Raw genomic sequence first — 19,759 nt, 5'->3', positions numbered from 1 at the left:
TTCTCGCGGCCGAAGGCGGATCGATGCAGGTGAACGGGCACACGGGGGGATCAGCGACCCGCCGGCAACGCCAGGTTCCGGAACCGGGTGCAGGGTCAGTCGACGGGCAGCGCCGACTCCAGGGCCGTCGTGACGAAGGCGGTGACGAGCCGGGTCCAGAACACCGGCCGGCGCAGCAGGGCGTGCGTCTCGCCGGGCACCGGCACGAACGAGGCGCCGATCCGGGCCGCGTACGCGGCGGAGGACCGCGGATCCGTCACCCGGTCCGCGTCACCGTGCGCGATCACGATCGTCGCGCCGGGCCGGGGCGCCGGCTCGCCGGCCTCGATCCACGGGGCCAGCGCGCACACTGCCGCCACCCCGGGCTCACCGGCCAGCCGCAGCGCGACCCGCCCGCCCATCGAATGGCCCACCAGCAGGATCGGGGCACCGGGATGCGACCGGCGCGCCTGCTCCAGCGCCCAGCGGGCATCGTGCACGGGGTCCTGCGCGCTGCCGTTCCAGCCGCGCAGCCGGTACCGCAGCGTCCAGACCGCGACCCGGCGGCCCCGCGTGCTCCAGCCGATCGCCCGGGCGAACGGCACCATCCGCAGCTGGGCCAGGCCCCGGCGGGCCGGGGCCACGCTGGTGGCCCGGCCGCCGGGCAGCAGCAACACCACCGCGCGGGCGTGCTCGCGGGGACCGGAGACGTCGAGCGCGGGAGAAAGCTCGACGGGGGTCCGGGGCGCGAACGCGGTCGGGTGGCTGGTCACGTCCAGCTCAGTACCCGTTTTCGCCGGGCGCATCCCGCGGTCACTCCGGTATCGGCACCGGCGGCCGGTGCAGCCGCGGCAGCGCGGTCACGGCCCAGATCAACAGCGCGGCGACGCCGAGCACCAGCACGGCCGCGCTGACCGCCTTGTCGATCGCCTGCGCAACGACCATCATCGGCAGCAGCTTGACCGCCACGGACCCGCCGAGCGCCCGGACCGACGCGCTGTAGGCCAGCGCCGTCGTGATGCCGTCGGCCGGCGCCTCATCCGCGACCAGCGCGTCCATGTCGCCCTCGAACGCGGTCTGGCTCACCCCGGCCAGGAACTGGGCGATCAGCACGCTGACCGCGTGCATCGGCGCGCCGATCCAGCCGACCAGCATGGCCACGCCCCACAGCGACCAGCGCAGGACGGCCGGCAGCTTCATGGTGCCGATCGCCTCGACCGCCACGGTCGCCAGCAGGCAGCCCAGGCTGAACGCGATGGCGGCGCCCGCCACCCAGCGCCGGCCGTGCAGCTCGGTGGTGAGCGGGATGGCCAGCAGGGTGGGCCCGGACGCGAGCAGCATGATGCCGCCACCCGCGACGAGCAGGCGCGGCGAGACCGCGAGCCGGCGTCGCGGCCGGCGGGCCGGGTTACGCCGGTGCCCGGTGATGCCCGTGCCGCCGGTGAGGGTGCTGACGGCGTACCGGAGGACCCGGGCCGGCATGATCCGGCGGGCCGCGCCGCGCGGGGTCATCCGGGCCCGGCGCGAGCTGATGATCGTGGGGACCAGCGAGCCCGCGTACGCGACGAAGATCAGGATCAGCGGCCAGCCGGTCGGGTGGCCGTCCGGGCCCGCCGGCAGCAGCGCGCCCAGTCCCGTACCGGCGGCCTCGACCGCCGCGATGGCCAGGGCGTACCGGGTCATCGACCGCGGCCGGGCATCGACCGCCGCGACCTCGGCCCGCATCGCGGCGAAGCCGACCCAGGCCGCCACGTGCATCGCCGTGACGGTGATCGCGATCAGCCAGGACGGCAGGCCGGCGATGAGCCCGGCGAGCGCGCCGACGCGCAGCAGGATCTCCGTGCCGGCGGCGCCGCGCAGCAGCGTCCGCCCGGCGTAGCGGCGCGAGAGCCAGCCGGTGACCGGCGCGGACAGCACCACGCCGATGAGCATCGCGGCGTTGTAGAGGGCTGCCTCGGCCAGACCGCCCCGGGAGACGGCCAGCAGCACGAGGATCGTCCAGCCCAGCGCCATGCCGAACGAGTCGATGACACCGGACACCACGAGCTCGCGTACCCGTCCGGCGCGGCGCAGGCCGACCGGTCCGACGCGGCGGTGCCCGCCGCCCCTGGGCTCACGCCGCTTGCGGTCAGTGACCACCGGAGGTTCCGGACCGGACCAGCTCATCCGTCAGCTCCCGCAGGTCCGGCTCGCCGGCGCCGCCGCCGACGAACAGCGGCGTGGGCGGCGCGAATCCGTTGAAGGCGGAGGCGTAGCTCAGGGTGTACGCACCGTCCGAGCCGATGTAGACGACATCGCCCACGTCGATGCCGGCCGGCAGCTCGACGCCGTGGAACATCGTGTCGGAGCTGTCGCAACTGGGACCCGTGATGGTGAACGGCAGGGTGGCCACCTCGCCGTGGCCGGGCACGGACGACCAGATCGGGTAGTCCCAGCCGGTCGGCACCTGGATCGTCTCCATCATGCCGTTGTAGGCGCCGACGTCGGCGAAGAGCCAGTTGCGCCCGCCCCGGACCTCCCGGCCGATCACCCCGACGGCCATGACCGCGGCCTCGGCGACCAGGTGCCGGCCGGGCTCGGCGACGAGCAGACCCGGACGGTACGGCAGCAGCTCGGCCAGCGCGGGCAGCACCATCGCACCGATCTCACCGATCGAGGGCACGTCGGCCCGGTAGCGGGCGGGGAAGCCGCCACCCAGGTCGATCATGTCGAGCCGGATGCCGTCGTCGAGCAGGTCGGCCATGATCGCTCCGGTCGCGCCGAGCGCGTGCCGCCAGGCGGCCGCGTTGCCGCACTGCGAGCCGACGTGGAAGGTGATCCCGTACGGGCGCAGCCCCAGCTGCCGGGCCAGCACCAGCAGGTCGCGGGCCTCGGGCACCTCGGCGCCGAACTTGCGCGACAGCGGGAACGAGCTGGCCGTGTCGTCGACCAGCAGCCGCAGGTAGACGGCGCTGCCCGGGGCGTGCGCGGCGATCTTGCGCAGCTCGTTGGCCGAGTCGAAGCTGAACCGCCAGAGCCCGGCGGCGTACGCGGCGGCGATGTGCCCCGGCGCCTTGACCGGGTTGCTGAAGAGCACGCCGGCCGGGTCCACGCCGAGGCGCTCCAGCATCCGCAGCTCACCCAGCGAGGCGACCTCGAAGCCGGCGCCGTGGTCCCGCAGCGTGGCCAGGATCTCCGTCGAGGGGTTGCACTTCATGGCGTAACACGGCAGCACGCCCGGCAGCGCCGCGGTGAACGCCGACAGCCGGTCCACGACCGTGTCCAGGTCGGTGACCAGGTACGGGGTGGGCATGTCGATGACCTCGAGGCACTGCGGGGACAGCGCGGCGGGCCACTGGGCCGGGAGCTGTGCGCGGGTGCCGGTGAGGGCGGCGGTCATCCGGACTCCTGAACGGTGGTGGGGGATGCGGGGGGATCAGGCCGGGGCCGGCTGGGCGCCGGCCCCTTCGAGCAGCAGCCGGCCGGCCTCGCCGGCGGGCACCGGGCGGGAGAAGTAGAAGCCCTGGGCGAACGTGCAGCCCATCTCGCGCAGCGCGGCGAGCTGGCCGTACTCCTCGATGCCTTCGGCCACGGTGGACATGCCGAGGCTCTGCCCGAGCTGGACGATCGTGCCGGCCAGCGCGGCGTCGTCGGCCTGCTCGCCGAGCCGCTCCACGAACGAACGGTCGATCTTGAGCATGTCCACCGGGAACCGGCGCAGGTAGGCCAGCGACGAGTAGCCGGTGCCGAAGTCGTCGATCGCCAGCGTCACGCCGAGCGCCTTGAGCCGGACCAGCTGGGCCAGGTTTTCCTCGGTGTCGGTCATCAGCACGCTCTCGGTCATCTCGAGGCAGAGCTGGTCGGCCGGCATGCCGGTCTCGGTCAGCACCTCGCGGACGACGGCCGGCAGGTCGCTGCGGTCGAACTGGCGGACCGAGACGTTGACGGCCATCTTGACCGGGCGGCGGCCGTCGCGGGCCGACCATTCCATCGCCTGGCGGCAGGCCTCCTGCAGCACCCAGCGGCCGAGCGGCACGATCAGCCCGGTGGCCTCGGCGATCGGGATGAAGTCGAGCGGGTTGATCAGCCCGCGGGTCGGGTGCTGCCAGCGCACCAGCGCCTCGAAGCCGATGACCCGGCTGTCGGCCATGTCGATGGTGGGCTGGTAGTGCAGCCGCAGCTCGCCGCGCTCCAGCGCCAGGCGCAGGTCGGCCTCGAGCTCCAGGCGCTCGACCAGACCGGCCAGCATCCGCGGGTCGTAGCTGGCGAAGCCGCTGCCGCCGGTGCCCTTGGCCTTGTACATGGCCAGGTCGGCGTTGCGCATGAGCTGCTCGGCGTCGTCGGCGTCGTCGGCACCGGCCGCACCCCCGCCGAGGGCGGCGTACGCGGCCAGCCCGATGCTGCCCCGCACGTGCAGGTCGCGGTCGCCCACGCGGAACGGCTCGTGCAGTTCGTCGACGATGCGCTGGGCCACGACCTCGGCCTCGCCCAGGCTGAGCGCCGAGCGGATCAGCACGGCGAACTCGTCGCCGCCGAACCGGGCCACCACGTCGCCCTCGCGCACCGAGCTGGTCAGCCGCTCGGCCACCCGGACCAGCAACTGGTCACCGGCCAGGTGCCCGAGGCTGTCGTTGACCTCCTTGAAACCGTCCAGGTCGAGGAAGAGCACGGTCACGTCGTCGTCCTCGCCGCGCTGCTCCAGGGCCTCGGCCACCCGCTCGCGGAACAGGGCCCGGTTGGCCAGCTGGGTCAGCGCGTCGTGGTAAGCCTCGTGCACCAGCTGCTCCTGCAGCTCCTTGCGCTCGCTGATGTCGCGGGTGTTGAGCACCAGGCCGCCGACGTTGGGGTCGCCGAGCAGGTTGGTCACGGTGATCTCGGCCTGGCGCTGCCGCCGGTCCAGGTGCGGCAGGGTCAGCTCCAGCACGGTGGTGGCGTACGGCCGCGCACTCACCGAGCGCAGGGCGTCGAGCAACCGCGCGGCCGACTCGGGGCTGAACCGCTCGGTGATGTTCCGCCCGGTGAGCATGGCCGGGGTGTAGCCGAAGACCCGCTGCACCGACTCGCTCTGGTACAGCACCACGGCGTCGGTACCGACCACGGTGACGACGTCGGAGCTGTGCTGCACGAGCGCGTGGAAGCGCTGCTCGCTGGCGTACAGCTCGGCGGTGCGGTCGGCGACGCGGGTCTCCAGGTTGCGGGTCAGGCCGCGGTTCTCCAGCAGGGTGAGCAGTTGCCGGCCGACGATCAGCAGGATCAGGGCCGAGCGGGTGTAGGCGACGAACGGGCTGGCCTGCCCGGTGCGGGCGAACCAGATGATGCTGGTGGCCAGGGCGGCGAGCACGGCGACGTACGGCAGCAACACCCCGAACGGCTGAGCGCCCTCGCCGTCCACTGCCGGCTCGGCCGTCGCGGGGTTGCCGGCCGGCTTGGTGGCGGCCAGCAGGATCAGCGAGAAGCCGGCGAACCAGCCGATGTCGGTGCCGCTGCCGGAGGCGTACGCCCCGGTCAGGTTGAGGTAGGCGTACCCGATGTCGGAGACCGCGAAGGCGACGATGCCGGCACCGACCAGGGCCAGGTGGGCGAAGTCGCGGCCCCGGCGGCGCTGCAGCGCCAGCATGTAGACCACGACCGTGACCATGACGATGTCGCCGAGCGGGTAGGCGAGGCTGAGGTAGAGCGCGAGGGCGCTGTCGCCGCCGGCCTCGATGAGCGGTTCGATGACCAGGTACCAGGCGATCAGTACCAGCGAGACGGCGACCATCAGGCCGTCCAGCACGCTGCGGGCCCGGTTGGCCAGGGTCTGGGTGGCGACCGGCAGCACCAGCAGGCCGGCCGAGGTCAGCAGGATCATGCCGAGGTAGCCGATGTCGGCCTGCGACGGCAGCGGCACCGAGCCGGTGAAGGTCTCCAGCCAGACCGCGCAGGCCTGACCGGCACCCCAGGACAGCACGCCGAGCCCGAGCAGAGCCCAGCCGGCCCGCTGCCGGCCCCGCAGCGACGCGGCGCGGAACAGGCACGCCACGGCCGCGGAGACGGCGGCGGCACACAGCCCGAGGTTGGAGATGAGCTGCGCGGTGCCCGGCCCGCCCACCCCGGTGCTGAGGACGACGCCGAAGGTGGCGACGACGACTGCGACGGCGACGCAGAGCCGTGCCCAGCGGTGGACGCCCCGGGGCGTCGGCGGTGCTGTGCTGGCTGCCATCAGACTCATCTCCGGTTCGCTCGCCCCCGGGGCAGGGGGTCGTAACTGCCGTGATCGGGCGGCGGCCGGGCGGATCTGAGAGGTTCGCCCGGATGGCCGGGTGCAATTCGGGTGCCCGGGGCGGGCGGCTCATTGACACGCGTCTTTGCTGCGTGACAACGTTGTCACGTGACGATGACGTCGTTGACCGGAGGTTTACCGATGACCCGTCGGCTCCTGGCGGCCCTGCTGCTGGTCGTTTCCGTCGGCACCGCGAGCCCGGCCCAGGCCCGGGCCGCCGCCGCGGAGGACCCCGTGGATCTGGTGCGCCCGTTCGTCGGCACGCAGAACTTCGGCAACACCTTCCCGGGGGCCAGTGCGCCGTTCGGCATGGTGCAGGTCAGCCCGGACACCGGCGGCCAGGGCGGCTACGACTACCAGCAGGACACCATCTACGGCTTCAGCCAGACCCACCTGTCCGGGGTGGGCTGCGGCGTCGCCGGCGAGCTGCCGATCATGCCGACCACCGGCGCGGTCACCACCGCCGACCCGAACCAGTACCGTTCGCCGTTCTCGCACGACGACGAGGACGCCGAGCCCGGCTACTACCGGGTCGGGCTGACGAAGTACCAGACCACCGCGGAACTGACCGCGACCGCGCGCACCGGCTGGCAGAAGTACACCTTCCCGGCCACCGGCGCCGCCAACGTCCTGTTCAACACCGGCAAGGCGAACCAGACGGTCTTCGACTCGGAGATCCACGTCGTCGGCGACCGGACCGTCGAGGGCCGGGTCCGCGCCGGCAACTTCTGTGCCGGCAAGGACGACCACACTGTCTACTTCACCGCCAGCTTCGACCGCCCCTTCGCCGCCACCGGCACCTGGCGCGGCTCGGCGCTCTCGCCCGGGGGCCGGGACGCCGCCGGATCCGGCGGCAACGGTGCCTGGGTCACCTTCGACGCGAGCGAGGACCGCGACGTGGTGGTCAAGGTCGGGCTCTCCTACACCGGCCTGGCCGGGGCCCGGCAGAACCTGACCGCCGAGACCGCCGACTCGTACGACTTCGCCGCCACCCGGGCCGCCCTGCGCGCGAAGTGGGCCCAGGAGCTGGACCGGATCGCGATCGGCGGCGGAACGGCCGACCGGCGCAGCGTCTTCTACACCGCGCTCTACCACTCCCTGCTGCACCCGAACCTGGCCGGTGACGTCGATGGCCGGTACGTGGGCTTCGACCGCCAGGTGCACACCGCGCAGGGGTACACGCCGTACCAGAACTTCTCGCTGTGGGACACCTACCGCCCGCAGAACCAGTTGCTGGAGCTGCTCGTGCCGCAGGTCGCCCGGGACGTGGCGCTGTCGGTGGTCGCGATCGGGCGCGACGGTGGCTGGCTGCCGCGCTGGGCGCTGGCCAACAGCGAGACCAACATCATGACCGGTGACCCGGTCACCCCGTTCCTGGTCGAGGCCTGGTCCAAGGGCCTGCTGGCCGGGTACGAGCAGGAGGCGTACGCGCTCCTGCGGAAGAACGCCACCGCCCAGCCGCCGGCGGACTCGCCGTACAACGGGCGGACGGGTCAGGACTTCTACGCCGACCGCGGCTACATCCCCTCCGGGCTGAGCCGGGGCAAGGAGTGCGCCGACAAGGGCGGCGACAACGACTGTGACCACCCGGCCTCGGCGACCATGGAGTACGCGGCTGCCGACGCAGCGCTGGCTCTGATGGCCAAGGGGCTGGGTAAAGCTGCCGACGCGAAGCTGTTCGCGGGCCGCGGGCAGTGGTACCGCAATCTGTGGGATTCCTCGATCAAGCAGTTCCGGCCGCGGACGGTCGACGGGACGTGGCTGACGCCGTACGACCCGGTCGCGGCGGCCGAGCAGTTCCACGAGGGCGGGGCGTATCAGTACCAGTGGCTGGTGCCGCAGGACCCGGCCGGGCTGGTGCGGCTGATGGGCGGCCGGGCGGCCACCGAGAAGCGGCTGGACGACTTCTTCGTCTACGACAAGCTGCTGACCGATCCGGCCGGCACCGCGCGTACGGACTGGATCGCCGCGCCGTACGACTACTACGCCAAGGCGACGTACAACCCGAACAACGAACCGGATCTGCTCGCGCCGTACATGTATCTCTGGGCGGGTGACCCGGCGAAGACCGCGACGGTCGTGCGCGCCGCGATGACGCTCTTCACCACCGGCCCGGACGGCATGACCGGCAACGACGACCTCGGCACGATGAGCGCCTGGTACGTCTTCTCCTCGCTGGGCCTCTACCCGACGATGAGCGGCGCCAACTTCCTGGCGCTGTCCAGCCCGCAGTTCCCGGAGGCGACCGTGCGCACCGGCGGCAAGACGCTGACCATCACCGCGCCCGGCGCCTCGGACACCAACCGCTACATCCAGCGCGTCCGGCTCAACGGTCGATCCGTCGCCAAGACCTGGCTGGACTGGTCGGCAGTGACCCGCGGCGGCACGCTCGCCCACACGCTCGGCACCAAGCCGTCGTCGTGGGGCACGTCGGTCGCGGCCCAGCCGCCGTCGGTGAACAAGGCGCCGGCGGACGGCCGTACCCACGTGGACGCCACCGTCCGCCCGGCCAGCGCGGCCCTGCCGGCCGGCTCGGCCACCGCCCAGCAGGCGGCGTTCCAGGTCGACGTGGTCGGCCAGGCGCCCCTCGTGATCGCGCCCCGCGTGACAGCGACGGCGCCGCCGGGCTGGAAGGTGACCGTCGCCCCGAAGCACCCCAAGGTGCTGCTCAGCGGGCGCCTGCCGATCGGCACCACGGTTGCGGTCACCGTGCAGGCGCCGGCCGGGACACCCGCGGGGGCGTACCCGATCGAGGTCTCGGTCTCCGCGCCCGGCACGGAGACGGTGAAACGGACGGCCATGATCACGGTCCGGGAGCCGCTCACCTGCGCCGGTGCGACGGACGCCGGCTGCCTGGTCGACCTCGGTGCCGAGCGCACCCTCGACGGCACGGCCACGGTGGCCGACCCGGCGGAGGGCAACTTCGACGGCGGCGGCTGGAGCTACGACGCCGACCTGCTGCCCAAGGCCGGCCCGGTGACCTGGGGCGGCGTCACGTACCAGGCGCCGGACCCGGCCGGGACGGCGAAGAACTTCGCGCCGGCCCGCGGCCAGTCCCTGCTGCTGCCGACCGGCGACCACGCGGCGGTGCACCTGGTCGCGACGACCCACAACGGGCCGGTGACGGCCGCACTGACGATCGGGTACACCGACGGCACCTCCGCCCCGGCCACGGTGACGGTGGCGGACTGGTGCGGCACGGCGTCCGCGGGCACCACGACCGTGCTGGCGATGCCGCACCGGATCAAGGCGGGCCAGGGCGTGGACGGCCCGCCGGTCAGCCTCTTCGGCGTGCGGCTGCCGGTCGCGGAGGGCAAGCAGGTCCGCTCGATCACCCTGCCGGACGACCCCCGCCTGCACCTCTACGCGGTGACGCTGGCCTGATCCTTGTCCAGGCAGAACTCGTTACCCTCGGGATCTGCCAGCACGGTGAGCCCGTCCGTTTCCCACAGGACCCGGGCGCCGAGGCCGGTCAGCCGGGCCAGCTCGGCGACCGGGTCCTCGGCGTTCAGATCCAGATGCACGCGGTTCTTGACGGTCTTGCGCTCGGGTACCTGGGTGAACCACAACCGCGGCCCACCCCCGGGCCCGGGCACCACCAGCACGGTCGGATCCTCATCGGGATCCGGATCGTCCGGCCCGTACGGCGCGACGCTGTACCCCTCGAGCACCTGCACCCACCACCGGGCCAGCGCGGGCGCGTACTCACAGTCGAAGACGATGTCCATGATCCGGGCCACGACTACATCACCCACCCGTAGAGGCGTTCGACGTGCAGGCTCAGCACGATCCGGCTGTCGGCGACCATGGCGCGCCGGTAGTCGGCCCAGTCGGGATGTTCCTCGCGGCGGATCAGCCGGTAGACCTCGACGAGCTCCTCGACCGTGGCGTCGTGTTCCTCGGCCGACGGCGGTGAGAACGTGGCGCGCACGTCGGCGACCACGTAACCGCCGCCTCCCGGGCCGGCCACGCGCAGGCTGCCGCGCGGGTCCCGGCGCAGGTTGTGCACCTTGGCCAGGGTTTCGCGGGTCGACACGCGCAGTACCCGGGTCGGGTCGTCGGCGGTGTAGTTCACATCGGACAGCTGGGGCCGGCCGTCGCGCTTGATGGTCGCGAGGGTGCAGAGGTCGGCCGCGGCGATCACGGGCCACAGGTCGTCGGACATGGTCGTCACGCTAACCCAGGAGACAGCGCAGCCGCCCCTCCCGCGCGGGAGGGACGGCTGCGTCCTGGGCTTCAGCTCAGAGCTTGGCGCACTGGCCGATCCGTACCCCGCTGACCTTGTTGGCCAGCCCGTTGTTCACCGGCGCCGGCTTGTTGCCGGAGCAGGTGAGCGGTCCGCCGACCGTGTTGCCGGCCACCACCGTGGCCTTCTTGTTGGTCAGCAGTGTCACCGCGCTCTTCAGGGTCGAGTTCTCCAGGCTGACCGGGCCCGACCCGGTGACCGTGACGGGTCCGCTCACCGTGGTGTCCAGCAGCGAGACCGTGCCCGCCCCGGTGGCCGTCACCGCCGCGCGCAGGGTCGCGCCGGTGGCGTAGAGCGAGGCGCCCCTGGAGACCGTGACCAGGCCGGTGATCTGGGCGCCGGCCTTGATGCAGGTGACCCCGGACCGGACCGACACCGCGCCGACGACCTTGTCGGCGATTGTCGTGGTGCAGGCGGGTGCCGGGATGCCGAGCAGTTCCACCTCGGCGAGTGTGGTGCCCGCGGCGACGTCGAGCCGGTAGTGCGCGTACCGGCCCGGGCTGGCGATCTTGAAGGGCCGGGTCTGCCGGCGCCACTCGAACTTCTGGTCCTTGCGCTCGTCGATCGTGGTCCACGTGGTGCCGTCGTAGGAACCCTTCAGCGTCCACGAGGCCGGGTCCTGCTCGGCCTCGGTGCTCGAGGTGAGCGTGTAGTAGCCGGCCTGCTCGCCGGCGGAGGCGAACTGGTACTGCCAGCCGTCGGCGAGTGTGGCCTGGGTGGTGGAGGTGTCGTCGACCAGGGCCGGGTCCGATGCCGTGCCGCGGCCCGGTCCGGTCAGGTCCCGCAACGGGGCCGGCACCGCGTCGCCCGAGGTGAGCGACGGCGGGGCGGCGTCCGGGCCGGTGCCCCACCGCGACGGCGACGAGCCCATGGTGAAGTCGAGCGTCGCGCCGTCGGCCAGCAGCGAGTGCGGCAGCGACGTGGAGCCGTACGCCTTGCCGTTGACCTTCAGCGACTGCACGTAGACGTTGCTGCGGCTGTTGCCGGGGGCGTTGACGACGATCTTCTTGCCGTTCTCCAGGTTGACCGTCGCCCTGGTGAACAGCGGCGAGCCGATCGCGTACGCGGGGCTGCCCATCTGCAGCGGGTAGAAGCCGAGCGCGCTGAACACCTGCCAGGCGCTCATCTCGCCGTTGTCCTCGTCGCCCGGGTAGCCCTGGCCGATCTCGCTGCCCAGGTACAGCCGGGACATCGCCTCGCGGACGATCTCCTGGGCCCGGTCCGGCCGGCCCGCGAAGTTGTACATGTACGGGATGTGGTGCGACGGCTGGTTGCTGAAGCCCCACTGGCCCATCCGGACGTCGCGGGCCTCGTACATCTCGTGGATCGGGCCGCCGTACGAGCCGTAGAAGGTGGCCGTCTCCGGGGTCGCGAAGAACTTGTCGAGCTTCTTGACCAGACCGTCGCGGCCGCCGTACAGGTTGGCCAGGCCCTGCCCGTCCTGCGGCACGTGGAAGGCCATGTTCCAGCCGTTGGTCTCGGTGTAGTCGTAACCCCAGACCCGCGGGTCGTAGGAGGAGGGCGGGTTGCGCCAGTTGCCCGCGGAGTCCCTGCCCTGGAAGAAGTCCACCGACGGGTCGAACATGTGCACGTAGTTCAGGGCCCGGTTGCGGAAGTACTCGGCCTCCTCGGCGTACTCCTCGGCCTTGGCCCCGCCCTTCTTGGCCAGCGCCTCGGCCATGTTCGCGATGCCGTAGTCGTTGATGTAGCCGTCCATCGCCCAGGACATCGCCTCACCGGTGGCGTCGCTCGGCGTGTAGCCCTTGAAGATCGAGCTGGCCAGGCCCTTGCGGCCGACGTTGGCGTTCGGCGGCGTGACCGTCGCGTTCTTCACCGCGGCCCGGTACGCCGTCTCGGCGTCGATGCCCGGCACCCCCTTGAGGTACGCGTCCGCGAAAGCCACGTCCGAGCTGGTGCCGACCATCAGGTTGGCGTAGCCCGGCGACGACCAGCGCGAGATCCAGCCGCCGTCGCGGAACTGCTGGACGAAGCCGTCCACCATCTCCCCGGCCTGCTTCGGCGTCAGCAGCGAGTACGCCGGCCACGTCGTCCGGTACGTGTCCCAGAACCCGTTGTTGACGTAGACTTTGCCGTCCTTGATCGGCGCGCCGGTCTCCGTCGGTGTGCTCGCCGGGCTGGTCACCGCCGACTGCACGGTGTGCTTGTAGACGGGCTCGGCGTTGCTGCCGGTGTTCTCGAAGCCCGAGTTGGGATAGAGGAACAGCCGGTACAGGTTCGAGTAGAGCGTGACCAGCTGGTCCTCGGAAGCGCCCTCCACCTCGACGGTGCGCATCTTGGCGTCCCACAGGTCGCGGGCCTGGTCGCGGACCGAGGCGAGCGTCGCGTCGGCGGCGATCTCCAGGTCCAGGTTGTGCCTGGCCTGCTCGACACCGATCAGCGACGTCGCGATCCGCATCCGCACCGTCTTGTTCTCAGCGGTGTCGAACTTGAGGTAGCCGGTGGACGGCCGGTTGCCGGTGGGCAGCATGCCGCTGGCCGTGACCGGGGCGTCGACGGTGGCGTACATGAACATCCGGGTGAAGCCCGCGGAGAGGCCGCCGCTGTTCACGTCTGACCAGCCCGAGATCGACTTGCCGGCGGCGTCGATGGTCAGCCCGGACCGGCTGTCGACGTTGTCCAGGATCAGGTTGCCGTTGTCCCCGGTGAAGGTGAACTGCATCAGCGCGGCGTGGTCGGTGGGCGCGATCTCGGTCTTGAGCCCGTTGTCGAAGGTGACGCCGTAGTAGTACGGCTTCGCGATCTCGTTCTCGTGACCGAAGGCCAGCGCGCGGTTGGCCCGGTTGGCATCCGGTACGCCGGTCGCGGCGCTCGGCATCACCTGGAACGTCTGCCGGTCACCCATCCACGGGCTGGGCTCGTGGCTGGTGGAGAACGCCTGCAGGGTGGGGCGGTTCGCCGCGTTGTTCTGGCGGTGGTACTCGTACAGCCAGCTGGTGGAGCCGGCGTTGGTGACCGGGGTCCAGAAGTTGAAGCCGTGCGGGACCGCCGTGGCGGGGAAGTTGTTGCCGCGGGAGAACTCGCCCGAGGACATCGTGCCGCGGCGCGTCTCCGCGTACTCGGCGAGGTGCTCCCTGGGCTTCGCCGGGGCGACCTCGGCGAGCGCGATGTCGTCGTACCAGGCCCGGAAGGTCGTGGGACCGGACGGCTTGTCGTACGTGATCAGGATGCGGTCGACGGTCTTGCCCGCCGCGACCTTGCCGATCCGCGCGGTCCGCTTGTTCCACTGCGCGGTGTAGAGCGTCTGCGACGCGCCCTGCGCAGCCGCGCTGACCACGGTCCCGTTCTGGTCGACGGCCTTCAGGTCGGACAGGAAGGTGCCGTCGGTGAAGGCCAGGTCGACCGCGGTGTACGTGGCCGGGTTGGACAGGTCCTCGCGGTTGAACTCCGGCAGCACCAGGTACGACAGCTCGGTGTCGGCGGTGACCGCCACGTCGACGTCGAAGACCTTGTTGCCGGAGTGGCCCCGGCCCTCGGCGGTGTGCCGCCCGGCGATCTGGAACGCCTTGAGCCCGGTGAAGCCCACGCCCGCCTTCGCGGTGGGGGAACTGGCCGGGCCCGGGCCGACCCGGCTCTGCATCGGACCGGTCGGCGGCGGCGTCACGTTGGCGTCCGCGAGCTCCAGGTCGGCGAGCTGGGTGAGGTTGCCGGACGGGTGCCCGGTGATGGTGAGCCGGTAGATCGGGAAGGAGCCCGGGTCCGCGACGGTGTAGGTCTTCGTCTGGAAGCGCTCGGCGAAGGTCTGCCCGGTCTGCGTGTCGACCGTGGTCCAGGTGCTGCCGTCGGTGGAGCCCTGCAGCGTCCAGTCCCGCGGGTCCCGCTCGGGAGCGTCGTTGGCCGAGGTCAGGGCGTACTTGATGACCTCGGCGGGAGCGTCCAGGGTGTACTGCGCCCAGCTCGTCGGGGTGTCGACCAGCCACTTGGTGGCCGAATCGCCGTCGTTGAGGTTGTTGCGGCCCTCGTTGCTGTTCGGTTCGGCGTTGACCGCGATGCCGGTGACGTGCGCACGCAGGCTGCCCGGCATGCCGACGATCACGGTGCCGTCGACGCCGCCGCTGCCGGCTGCCGTGTCAACCGTGTCGGTCCAGGTGGGTTGCGGGTCGTCGGTCTCGAACGACGAGCGGAACGAGGTGGCGGCGGCGGCCGCGGCCGCCCCGCCCGTGGCGACAGCGGTTGCCGCGGCGATCAATGTGACGGATAACAGGGCGACACCCCATCGTGGCCGGTGCATGCCGTCTCCTTCTCGGGGCCGTGAAACATTCGCGACACATCGTCACGTGCAAGTTCCTCGATCCGCAAGGGTTCGGCGGCACCCGATTGACATCGATGTCAGCGCAACCCCGCCGGCCGGCGCTCCAGCACGATCCGGCGCATCAGCGGCCCACCAGCCCTTCCTCGTACGCGAGGATCGCCAGCTGCACCCGGTCCCGGACGCCCAGCTTGGTGATCGCCCGGGTGATGTGGGTCTTCGCGGTCAGCGGACTGATCACCAGCTCCCGCGCGATGTCCTCGTTGGACAGTCCCGAGGCGACCAGGGTAACCACCTCCCGCTCCCGGCTGGTCAGCGTGGCCAGCCGCGCGCCACCGGCCGGCGCCGGGGCCGGCCGGTGCGCGAACTGCTTGATCACGCGCCGGGTGACGCTGGGGGAGAGCAGCGCCTCGCCGGCCGCCACCACCCGGACGGCGTGCCGCAGCCCGTCCGGGTCGATCTCCTTGGTGAGGAAGCCGCTCGCTCCCGCCTCCAGCGCCGCGAACACGTACTCGTCGGTCTCGAACGTGGTCAGGATGATCACCCGGCAGTCCCGCAGCTCCGGATCCGCCATGATCCGCCGGGTGGCGGCGATCCCGTCCAGCCCGGGCATCCGGATGTCCATCAGCACCACGTCCGGGCGCAGCGCCCGAGCGGTCCGCACGGCCTCGTCCCCGGTGGCCGCCTCGCCGGCGATCACGATCTCCCGGTCGCGTTTGAGCAGGCTGCGGAAGCCGGCCCGGACCAGGTGCTGGTCGTCGGCGAGCAACACGGAGACGGGCATGTCAGGCCGCGACCGGGAGCATCGCGCGGACGGTGAAGCCGCCGGCCGGTCCGGGCCCCGCGGTCAGGGCGCCGCCCAGCGCCGCGACCCGTTCGCGCATCCCCATGATCCCGTGACCCTGCGTACCCGTCGCCTCGCCGGCACCGTCGTCGGTGACCTCCACCGTCACGCTCGCCGGGGTGTAGTCCAGCGTCACCGTCACCCTGGTGGCCCGGGCGTGGCGCACTGTGTTCGTCAGCGCCTCCTGCACCACGCGGTAGACCGCCGTCGCGACCGGCGCCGGCACCTCGGCGCGTTCGCCCAGCTCGGTGACGGTCACCTCGATCCCGGCCGCCCGGACCTGGTCGGTGAGCCCGGCCAAGCCCTCCAGCCCGGCGGCCGGGGTCTCGATCCGGTTGCCCTCGCGCAGCACGTCCACCAGCGACTTCAGGTCGCTCATCGCCCGGCCCCGGACGTCCTGGGCCAGCCGCAACGCGTCGCGGGCCTCCTCCGGCTCCTCGTCGAAGGCGTCCAGCGCCACGTTGAGGTGCACACCGACCACGGCGAGCGTGTGCGAGACCACGTCGTGCAGGTCGCGGGCGATACCGACGCGTTCCTCGGCCCGCCGCCGCAGCGCCTGCAGCTCCTGCTCGTGCAACGACTGTTCCAGCCGGGCGGCGACCGCGTCCTGCCAGCGGCGGGTGCTGCGGTACGCCGAGGCGGCGGCGAGCACCGCGGCCAGCCACAGCGCCTCCCCGCCGAGCTGGCCCAGGACCCGGTCGGAGTCGTACTGCTCGACGAAGGCGTCCCAGGCCAGGCCGTACCACAGGGTGAGCGCCCCGGCCACGACGGCCGTGCGCAGCCGCCCGGCGAGGGCCAGCGCGGCGAACGCCGCCGTGGCGGGCCAGGCCCAGCCGCTGCCGATCAGGTCCGACGAGCGCCAGGCCACGACGGTCAGCACGGAGACGATCAGGACGGTCAGCGGCCACCGCCGGACGACCAGCATCAGCATGGCCAGCCACACCCCGATGGTGGCGGTCATGACATCCTGCAGGTTGCCGCCGGTGACGGCGAGCCCGGCGGGGACGCCGACCAGGGTCAGGGCGGCGGCCACCCAGGGCAGCGAGCGCGGCATGGTCATCACCGTCCTGTCCGCACGGTCGGTCGCAGCGGCCGCAGCGCCACGAAGCTCAAGCAGGCCGCCGTCATCCACAGGGCGAGCCGCCGGGTCAACGAGATGAGCGTCTCATGGTCGGCGATCCCCAGTCTCGGTCCCGCCACGACGTCCAGCGCGACGAGTGCGGTCAGCGCACCCGTCCCCGCTGCGATCAGGCACAGTTGCTGTCTCACGGTCTCGGTCATGGGGGAAAATTAGGCTCGGCGAGGGCCCGCCCGCGTCGTCCCGGCGCCGTCTCTGCCGCCGACTCCGTTCGAGTACGGGGCTACACCGATCGCCGTATGTCGCCCTAGGCTGACCCGCGTGATCGACGAAGGCACCGCCGCCGCCGTGCTCGCCGCCTACGGCCGTTTCCCGGTCCGCCCCGGGCTCACCGAGTCCGAGCTGGCCGGCGTGGAGCAGGAGTTCGGCTTCTCGTTCGCCGACGACCACCGCGCCTTCCTGGCCGCCGGCCTGCCGTTCGGGCGGGGCTGGCCGGACTGGCGGGACGGCGACCGCAGCCGGCTCCGCGAGCGGCTCGCCATGCCGGTCGAGGGCGTGCTCTTCGACGTCGCCGAGAACGGCTTCTGGTACGAGGGCTGGGGTCCGCAACCGGCCGGGAACGCCGACGCCGTCACGGTTGCCCGCCGCTTCCTGATGACCGTCCCGCGGCTCGTGCCGGTCTACTCCCACCGCTATCTGCCCGCGGGCCGGGGCACCGCCGGGCATCCGGTGCTGTCGGTGATGCAGACCGACATCACCAGCTACGGGGCCGACCTGACGACCTACATCCGCCACGAGTTCGGCGACGAGCCCCTGAACGCCGGCCGCCCCACCGTCGCCTTCTGGCGCGACCTCGTGGCCTGACCCCCGGCGTCGGGGGCCTAGCCGGCCTTGACCCGGGGAGCGTGGAAGCGTTCCGCGTGCTCGGCCACCCACTGTGCGAAGGTGCGCGCCGGGCGGCCGGTCACCTGCTCGACGGTGTCGACGACGGTCGTGGCGGCCTCGCTGGAATCGGCGTACCAGCCGATGACATATTCGGCGTCCGCCCGTGACACGCCGGTGGCCGTCAGCCTGTCCACGGCCTGTTGGTGGGTGATCGGGACGAAGACGATGTCACGGCCGATCTCCCGGGACAGGATCGAGATCCGCTCACGCGGGGTCAGCGATTCGGGCCCGGTGAGGTTGTAGGCGCGCCCCGCATGGCCGTCTCTGAGCAGCGCGACTGCCGCCACCGCCCCGATGTCGGCCTCGTGCACGAGCGCGCTGGGCAGGTCGTACGGCTCGCGCACGATCCCCTCGGCCCGGACCGAGTCGATCCACGTCAACGTGTTGGACATGAACTCCTGCGGTTCCAGCCGTGTCCACTCCACACCCGAGTCCGCCACCGCCTGCTCGACCGGTCCCACCCAGCCGCCCCACACCACGGTGATGCGCCGTACACCCGCATCAACCGCCCGCCGCACCAGCTCGGGCCCGGCCTCGGCCAGCCCCGCCGTCACCGTGATGTGCAACCGGCTGACGCCATCGAGGGCGGCGTCCAAGCTCTCCGGTGCCGTGTGCGTTCCGGCCACCAACTCCACCCCGGCGGGCAGCCGCTCCGCGGCCGCAGCCGGATTCCGCGTGAGTGCCCGGACGCGGTCCCCCCGGCGGATCAGCTCGGCCACCACGTGCCGGCCGGTGTTCCCGGTGGCCCCCGTAACCAGCGTCGTCACGATCGAACTCCCTTCGTCGCGACGACGCTAAATCCTCAACTCGACTTGACGTCAACCCTCGACTTCGCGCTTCGCGCGGGCACGGCGCTTGCCCTCGTGCATGGCGGCCACCCGGGCGACCGGGATGGTGTGCCCCTCGGCGACCAGCCCCGGATCGAGCGGCTGCGGCTGCGGCATGTGCGCCGCCCACGGGTCACTGCCGTTCAGCAGCTCCGGCGCCGTCCGTACGGTGAAGTCGGCCGGGGTGACGTCGTCGAGCACGTCCCAGCCCACCGGGAACGACACCGGCAGCCCCGGCCGCACCCGCGGGCTGTACGCCGCCACCACGCTCGCGCCACCCGAACGGGTCGCGTCGAGGAACACCTTGCCGTGCCGGTCCTCGCGGATGAACGCCGTCGTCGCCAGCTCCGGATCGAGGCGCTCGGCGCGGGCAGCGACGGCCCGAGTCGCGGCGGCCACGTCCACGGTCGCCGCGCTGCCGTCGAGCGGCACGAAGATGTGCACACCCTTGGACCCGCTGGTCTTCACCGCACCCGCCATGCCTGCGTCCGCCAGCGCCCGGCGAACCAGGTGGGCCGCGCGGACCACCACATCGAAGCCGGCACCCTCGGGCGGATCCAGGTCCATGATCAGGTGGGTCGGGCGGTCGCGGTCGGCCACGGTCATGAGCGTGGGGTGGTACTCGACCGCGCGCTGGTTGGCGAACCAGAGCAGCGTGCGGCGGTCGTTGCAGAGGGCGTACTGCACCTCGCGGTGCGACGCCTCGGCCCACACGGCGGTCCGGGGCACCCATTCCGGCGTGTATTTCGGCAGGTTCTTCTGCATGAACTTGTCCTGCCCGCGCAGCACCCGGATGACCGACAGCGGCCGGTCGCGCAGCACGGCGAGGACCGGATCGCGGACCGCGTCCAGGTAGTCGACCAGGTCCCGCTTCGTCGCCCCGGCACCGGGGAAGAGCTCCTGGTCCAGGTTCGTCAGGGGTACGCCGGCCCGTTCCTCTTTGTCCGCCATGGCCTCATCCTGCCCGGACCAGGCTCAGGGCGGGAAGCACCATGGCCAGGGTCAGCACCACGTACACGCCGCCGAGGAAGAACTGGCCGTGCCGGGTGGCGATGACGGCGCCGACGAACGGCAGCACGACCGCGGTCAGCGCGGCCAGCAACAGGGTGCCCGGCTGCCGTTCGGGCCCGGTGACGCCCCAGCCGACCAGCAGCGACACGGAGACCAGCCAGATCAGGGTGACGAGAGTGACCTTCAGCGCGACCTCGGTGCGGACCCGGGCGGCCCGGCGCTCGGCGCGCAGCTCACCCGCCGACGGGAGCCCGACGTCGACGCGCGACAGCGGCGTCCGCTCGATCTCCAACGTCACAAGCAGCACTCTAGGGGAGCCGC

General features: G+C 72.2%; 15 protein-coding genes. 2 read left to right on the top strand and 13 right to left on the bottom strand.

The window, feature by feature from the left end; translation table 11 throughout:
- Nucleotides 1–95 precede the first annotated feature (95 nt).
- The 4 genes from Aau02nite_RS21100 to Aau02nite_RS21085 are packed head-to-tail and all read right to left on the bottom strand — an operon-like array spanning nt 96 to nt 6,160.
- Nucleotides 96–752 carry an alpha/beta hydrolase gene (locus tag Aau02nite_RS21100; protein ID WP_212990244.1) on the bottom strand — a complete coding sequence of 219 codons (657 nt, stop codon included), beginning with the start codon at nt 750–752 and terminating at the stop codon, nt 96–98.
- Between the two features lie 40 nt (nt 753–792).
- Nucleotides 793–2,145, bottom strand: coding sequence for an MFS transporter (locus tag Aau02nite_RS21095; protein WP_246595322.1), 1,353 nt, complete (start codon nt 2,143–2,145; stop codon nt 793–795).
- On the bottom strand, nt 2,108–3,358 hold the full coding sequence (locus Aau02nite_RS21090) for a type III PLP-dependent enzyme (protein ID WP_212990243.1): 1,251 nt from the start codon (nt 3,356–3,358) through the stop codon (nt 2,108–2,110). Before Aau02nite_RS21090 ends, Aau02nite_RS21095 begins: the two co-directional genes overlap by 38 nt.
- Nucleotides 3,359–3,394: 36 nt before the next feature.
- Nucleotides 3,395–6,160 (bottom strand): putative bifunctional diguanylate cyclase/phosphodiesterase, encoded by a 2,766-nt coding sequence (locus Aau02nite_RS21085; protein ID WP_212990242.1) that lies wholly within the window; start codon nt 6,158–6,160, stop codon nt 3,395–3,397.
- Between the two features lie 201 nt (nt 6,161–6,361).
- Here Aau02nite_RS21085 and Aau02nite_RS21080 point away from each other — a divergent pair, with 201 nt between their 5' ends.
- Nucleotides 6,362–9,604, top strand: a complete 3,243-nt coding sequence (locus Aau02nite_RS21080; RefSeq protein ID WP_212990241.1) for a GH92 family glycosyl hydrolase — start codon at nt 6,362–6,364, stop codon at nt 9,602–9,604.
- On the opposite strand, the gene Aau02nite_RS21075 is transcribed toward Aau02nite_RS21080, so the two are convergent.
- The 6 genes from Aau02nite_RS21075 to Aau02nite_RS21050 all read right to left on the bottom strand — a co-directional run bounded on the left by Aau02nite_RS21075 (nt 9,583) and on the right by Aau02nite_RS21050 (nt 16,858).
- Entirely contained in the window at nt 9,583–9,975 is a 393-nt protein-coding gene (locus Aau02nite_RS21075) for a VOC family protein (RefSeq protein ID WP_246595321.1), read from the bottom strand. The two genes, Aau02nite_RS21080 and Aau02nite_RS21075, sit on opposite strands and share 22 nt — an antisense overlap.
- Nucleotides 9,963–10,385, bottom strand: a complete 423-nt coding sequence (locus tag Aau02nite_RS21070; RefSeq protein WP_212990240.1) for a PPOX class F420-dependent oxidoreductase — start codon at nt 10,383–10,385, stop codon at nt 9,963–9,965. Before Aau02nite_RS21070 ends, Aau02nite_RS21075 begins: the two co-directional genes overlap by 13 nt.
- 76 nt (nt 10,386–10,461) lie before the next feature.
- The gene (locus tag Aau02nite_RS21065) at nt 10,462–14,670 is read right to left on the bottom strand and encodes a GH92 family glycosyl hydrolase (RefSeq protein ID WP_438841159.1); all 4,209 of its coding nucleotides are present in this window, start codon (nt 14,668–14,670) and stop codon (nt 10,462–10,464) included.
- 187 nt (nt 14,671–14,857) lie between these two features.
- On the bottom strand, nt 14,858–15,517 hold the full coding sequence (locus Aau02nite_RS21060; protein ID WP_212990238.1) for a response regulator: 660 nt from the start codon (nt 15,515–15,517) through the stop codon (nt 14,858–14,860).
- Between the two features lies 1 nt (nt 15,518).
- Nucleotides 15,519–16,631 (bottom strand): sensor histidine kinase, encoded by a 1,113-nt coding sequence (locus tag Aau02nite_RS21055; protein WP_212990237.1) that lies wholly within the window; start codon nt 16,629–16,631, stop codon nt 15,519–15,521.
- 5 nt (nt 16,632–16,636) lie between these two features.
- On the bottom strand, nt 16,637–16,858 hold the full coding sequence (locus Aau02nite_RS21050; protein ID WP_212990236.1) for a hypothetical protein: 222 nt from the start codon (nt 16,856–16,858) through the stop codon (nt 16,637–16,639).
- Nucleotides 16,859–16,976: 118 nt separating this feature from the next.
- Here Aau02nite_RS21050 and Aau02nite_RS21045 point away from each other — a divergent pair, with 118 nt between their 5' ends.
- Nucleotides 16,977–17,519, top strand: a complete 543-nt coding sequence (locus Aau02nite_RS21045) for a hypothetical protein (protein ID WP_246595320.1) — start codon at nt 16,977–16,979, stop codon at nt 17,517–17,519.
- Nucleotides 17,520–17,536: 17 nt separating this feature from the next.
- Here the strand turns inward: Aau02nite_RS21045 and Aau02nite_RS21040 are convergent, their stop codons facing one another.
- Genes Aau02nite_RS21040 through Aau02nite_RS21030 form a run of 3 tightly spaced genes read right to left on the bottom strand, consistent with a single transcriptional unit; the run spans nt 17,537 to nt 19,736 of the window.
- The gene (locus Aau02nite_RS21040) at nt 17,537–18,367 is read right to left on the bottom strand and encodes an NmrA family NAD(P)-binding protein (protein WP_212990235.1); all 831 of its coding nucleotides are present in this window, start codon (nt 18,365–18,367) and stop codon (nt 17,537–17,539) included.
- 51 nt (nt 18,368–18,418) lie between these two features.
- On the bottom strand, nt 18,419–19,378 hold the full coding sequence (locus tag Aau02nite_RS21035; RefSeq protein WP_212990234.1) for a DNA polymerase domain-containing protein: 960 nt from the start codon (nt 19,376–19,378) through the stop codon (nt 18,419–18,421).
- Nucleotides 19,379–19,382: 4 nt separating this feature from the next.
- Nucleotides 19,383–19,736, bottom strand: coding sequence for a hypothetical protein (locus Aau02nite_RS21030; protein WP_212990233.1), 354 nt, complete (start codon nt 19,734–19,736; stop codon nt 19,383–19,385).
- Nucleotides 19,737–19,759 lie beyond the last annotated feature (23 nt).

Source organism: Actinoplanes auranticolor, assembly GCF_018332655.1.
Taxonomy (GTDB): Bacteria; Actinomycetota; Actinomycetes; order Mycobacteriales; family Micromonosporaceae; genus Actinoplanes; species Actinoplanes auranticolor.
Note: the sequence above shows the minus strand (reverse complement) of the source record. Positions and strands in the feature narration are given on the sequence as shown.

What these genes read in the sequence shown, in the direction of transcription:
- Aau02nite_RS21095 (WP_246595322.1), bottom strand. Translation starts at nt 2,145, where the DNA reads ATGAGCTGGTCCGGTCCGGAACCTCCGGTGGTCACTGACCGCAAGCGG.
- Aau02nite_RS21090 (WP_212990243.1), bottom strand. Translation starts at nt 3,358, where the DNA reads ATGACCGCCGCCCTCACCGGCACCCGCGCACAGCTCCCGGCCCAGTGG.
- Aau02nite_RS21085 (WP_212990242.1), bottom strand. Translation starts at nt 6,160, where the DNA reads ATGGCAGCCAGCACAGCACCGCCGACGCCCCGGGGCGTCCACCGCTGG.
- Aau02nite_RS21080 (WP_212990241.1), top strand. Translation starts at nt 6,362, where the DNA reads ATGACCCGTCGGCTCCTGGCGGCCCTGCTGCTGGTCGTTTCCGTCGGC.
- Aau02nite_RS21070 (WP_212990240.1), bottom strand. Translation starts at nt 10,385, where the DNA reads ATGTCCGACGACCTGTGGCCCGTGATCGCCGCGGCCGACCTCTGCACC.
- Aau02nite_RS21060 (WP_212990238.1), bottom strand. Translation starts at nt 15,517, where the DNA reads ATGCCCGTCTCCGTGTTGCTCGCCGACGACCAGCACCTGGTCCGGGCC.
- Aau02nite_RS21055 (WP_212990237.1), bottom strand. Translation starts at nt 16,631, where the DNA reads ATGCCGCGCTCGCTGCCCTGGGTGGCCGCCGCCCTGACCCTGGTCGGC.
- Aau02nite_RS21050 (WP_212990236.1), bottom strand. Translation starts at nt 16,858, where the DNA reads ATGACCGAGACCGTGAGACAGCAACTGTGCCTGATCGCAGCGGGGACG.
- Aau02nite_RS21035 (WP_212990234.1), bottom strand. Translation starts at nt 19,378, where the DNA reads ATGGCGGACAAAGAGGAACGGGCCGGCGTACCCCTGACGAACCTGGAC.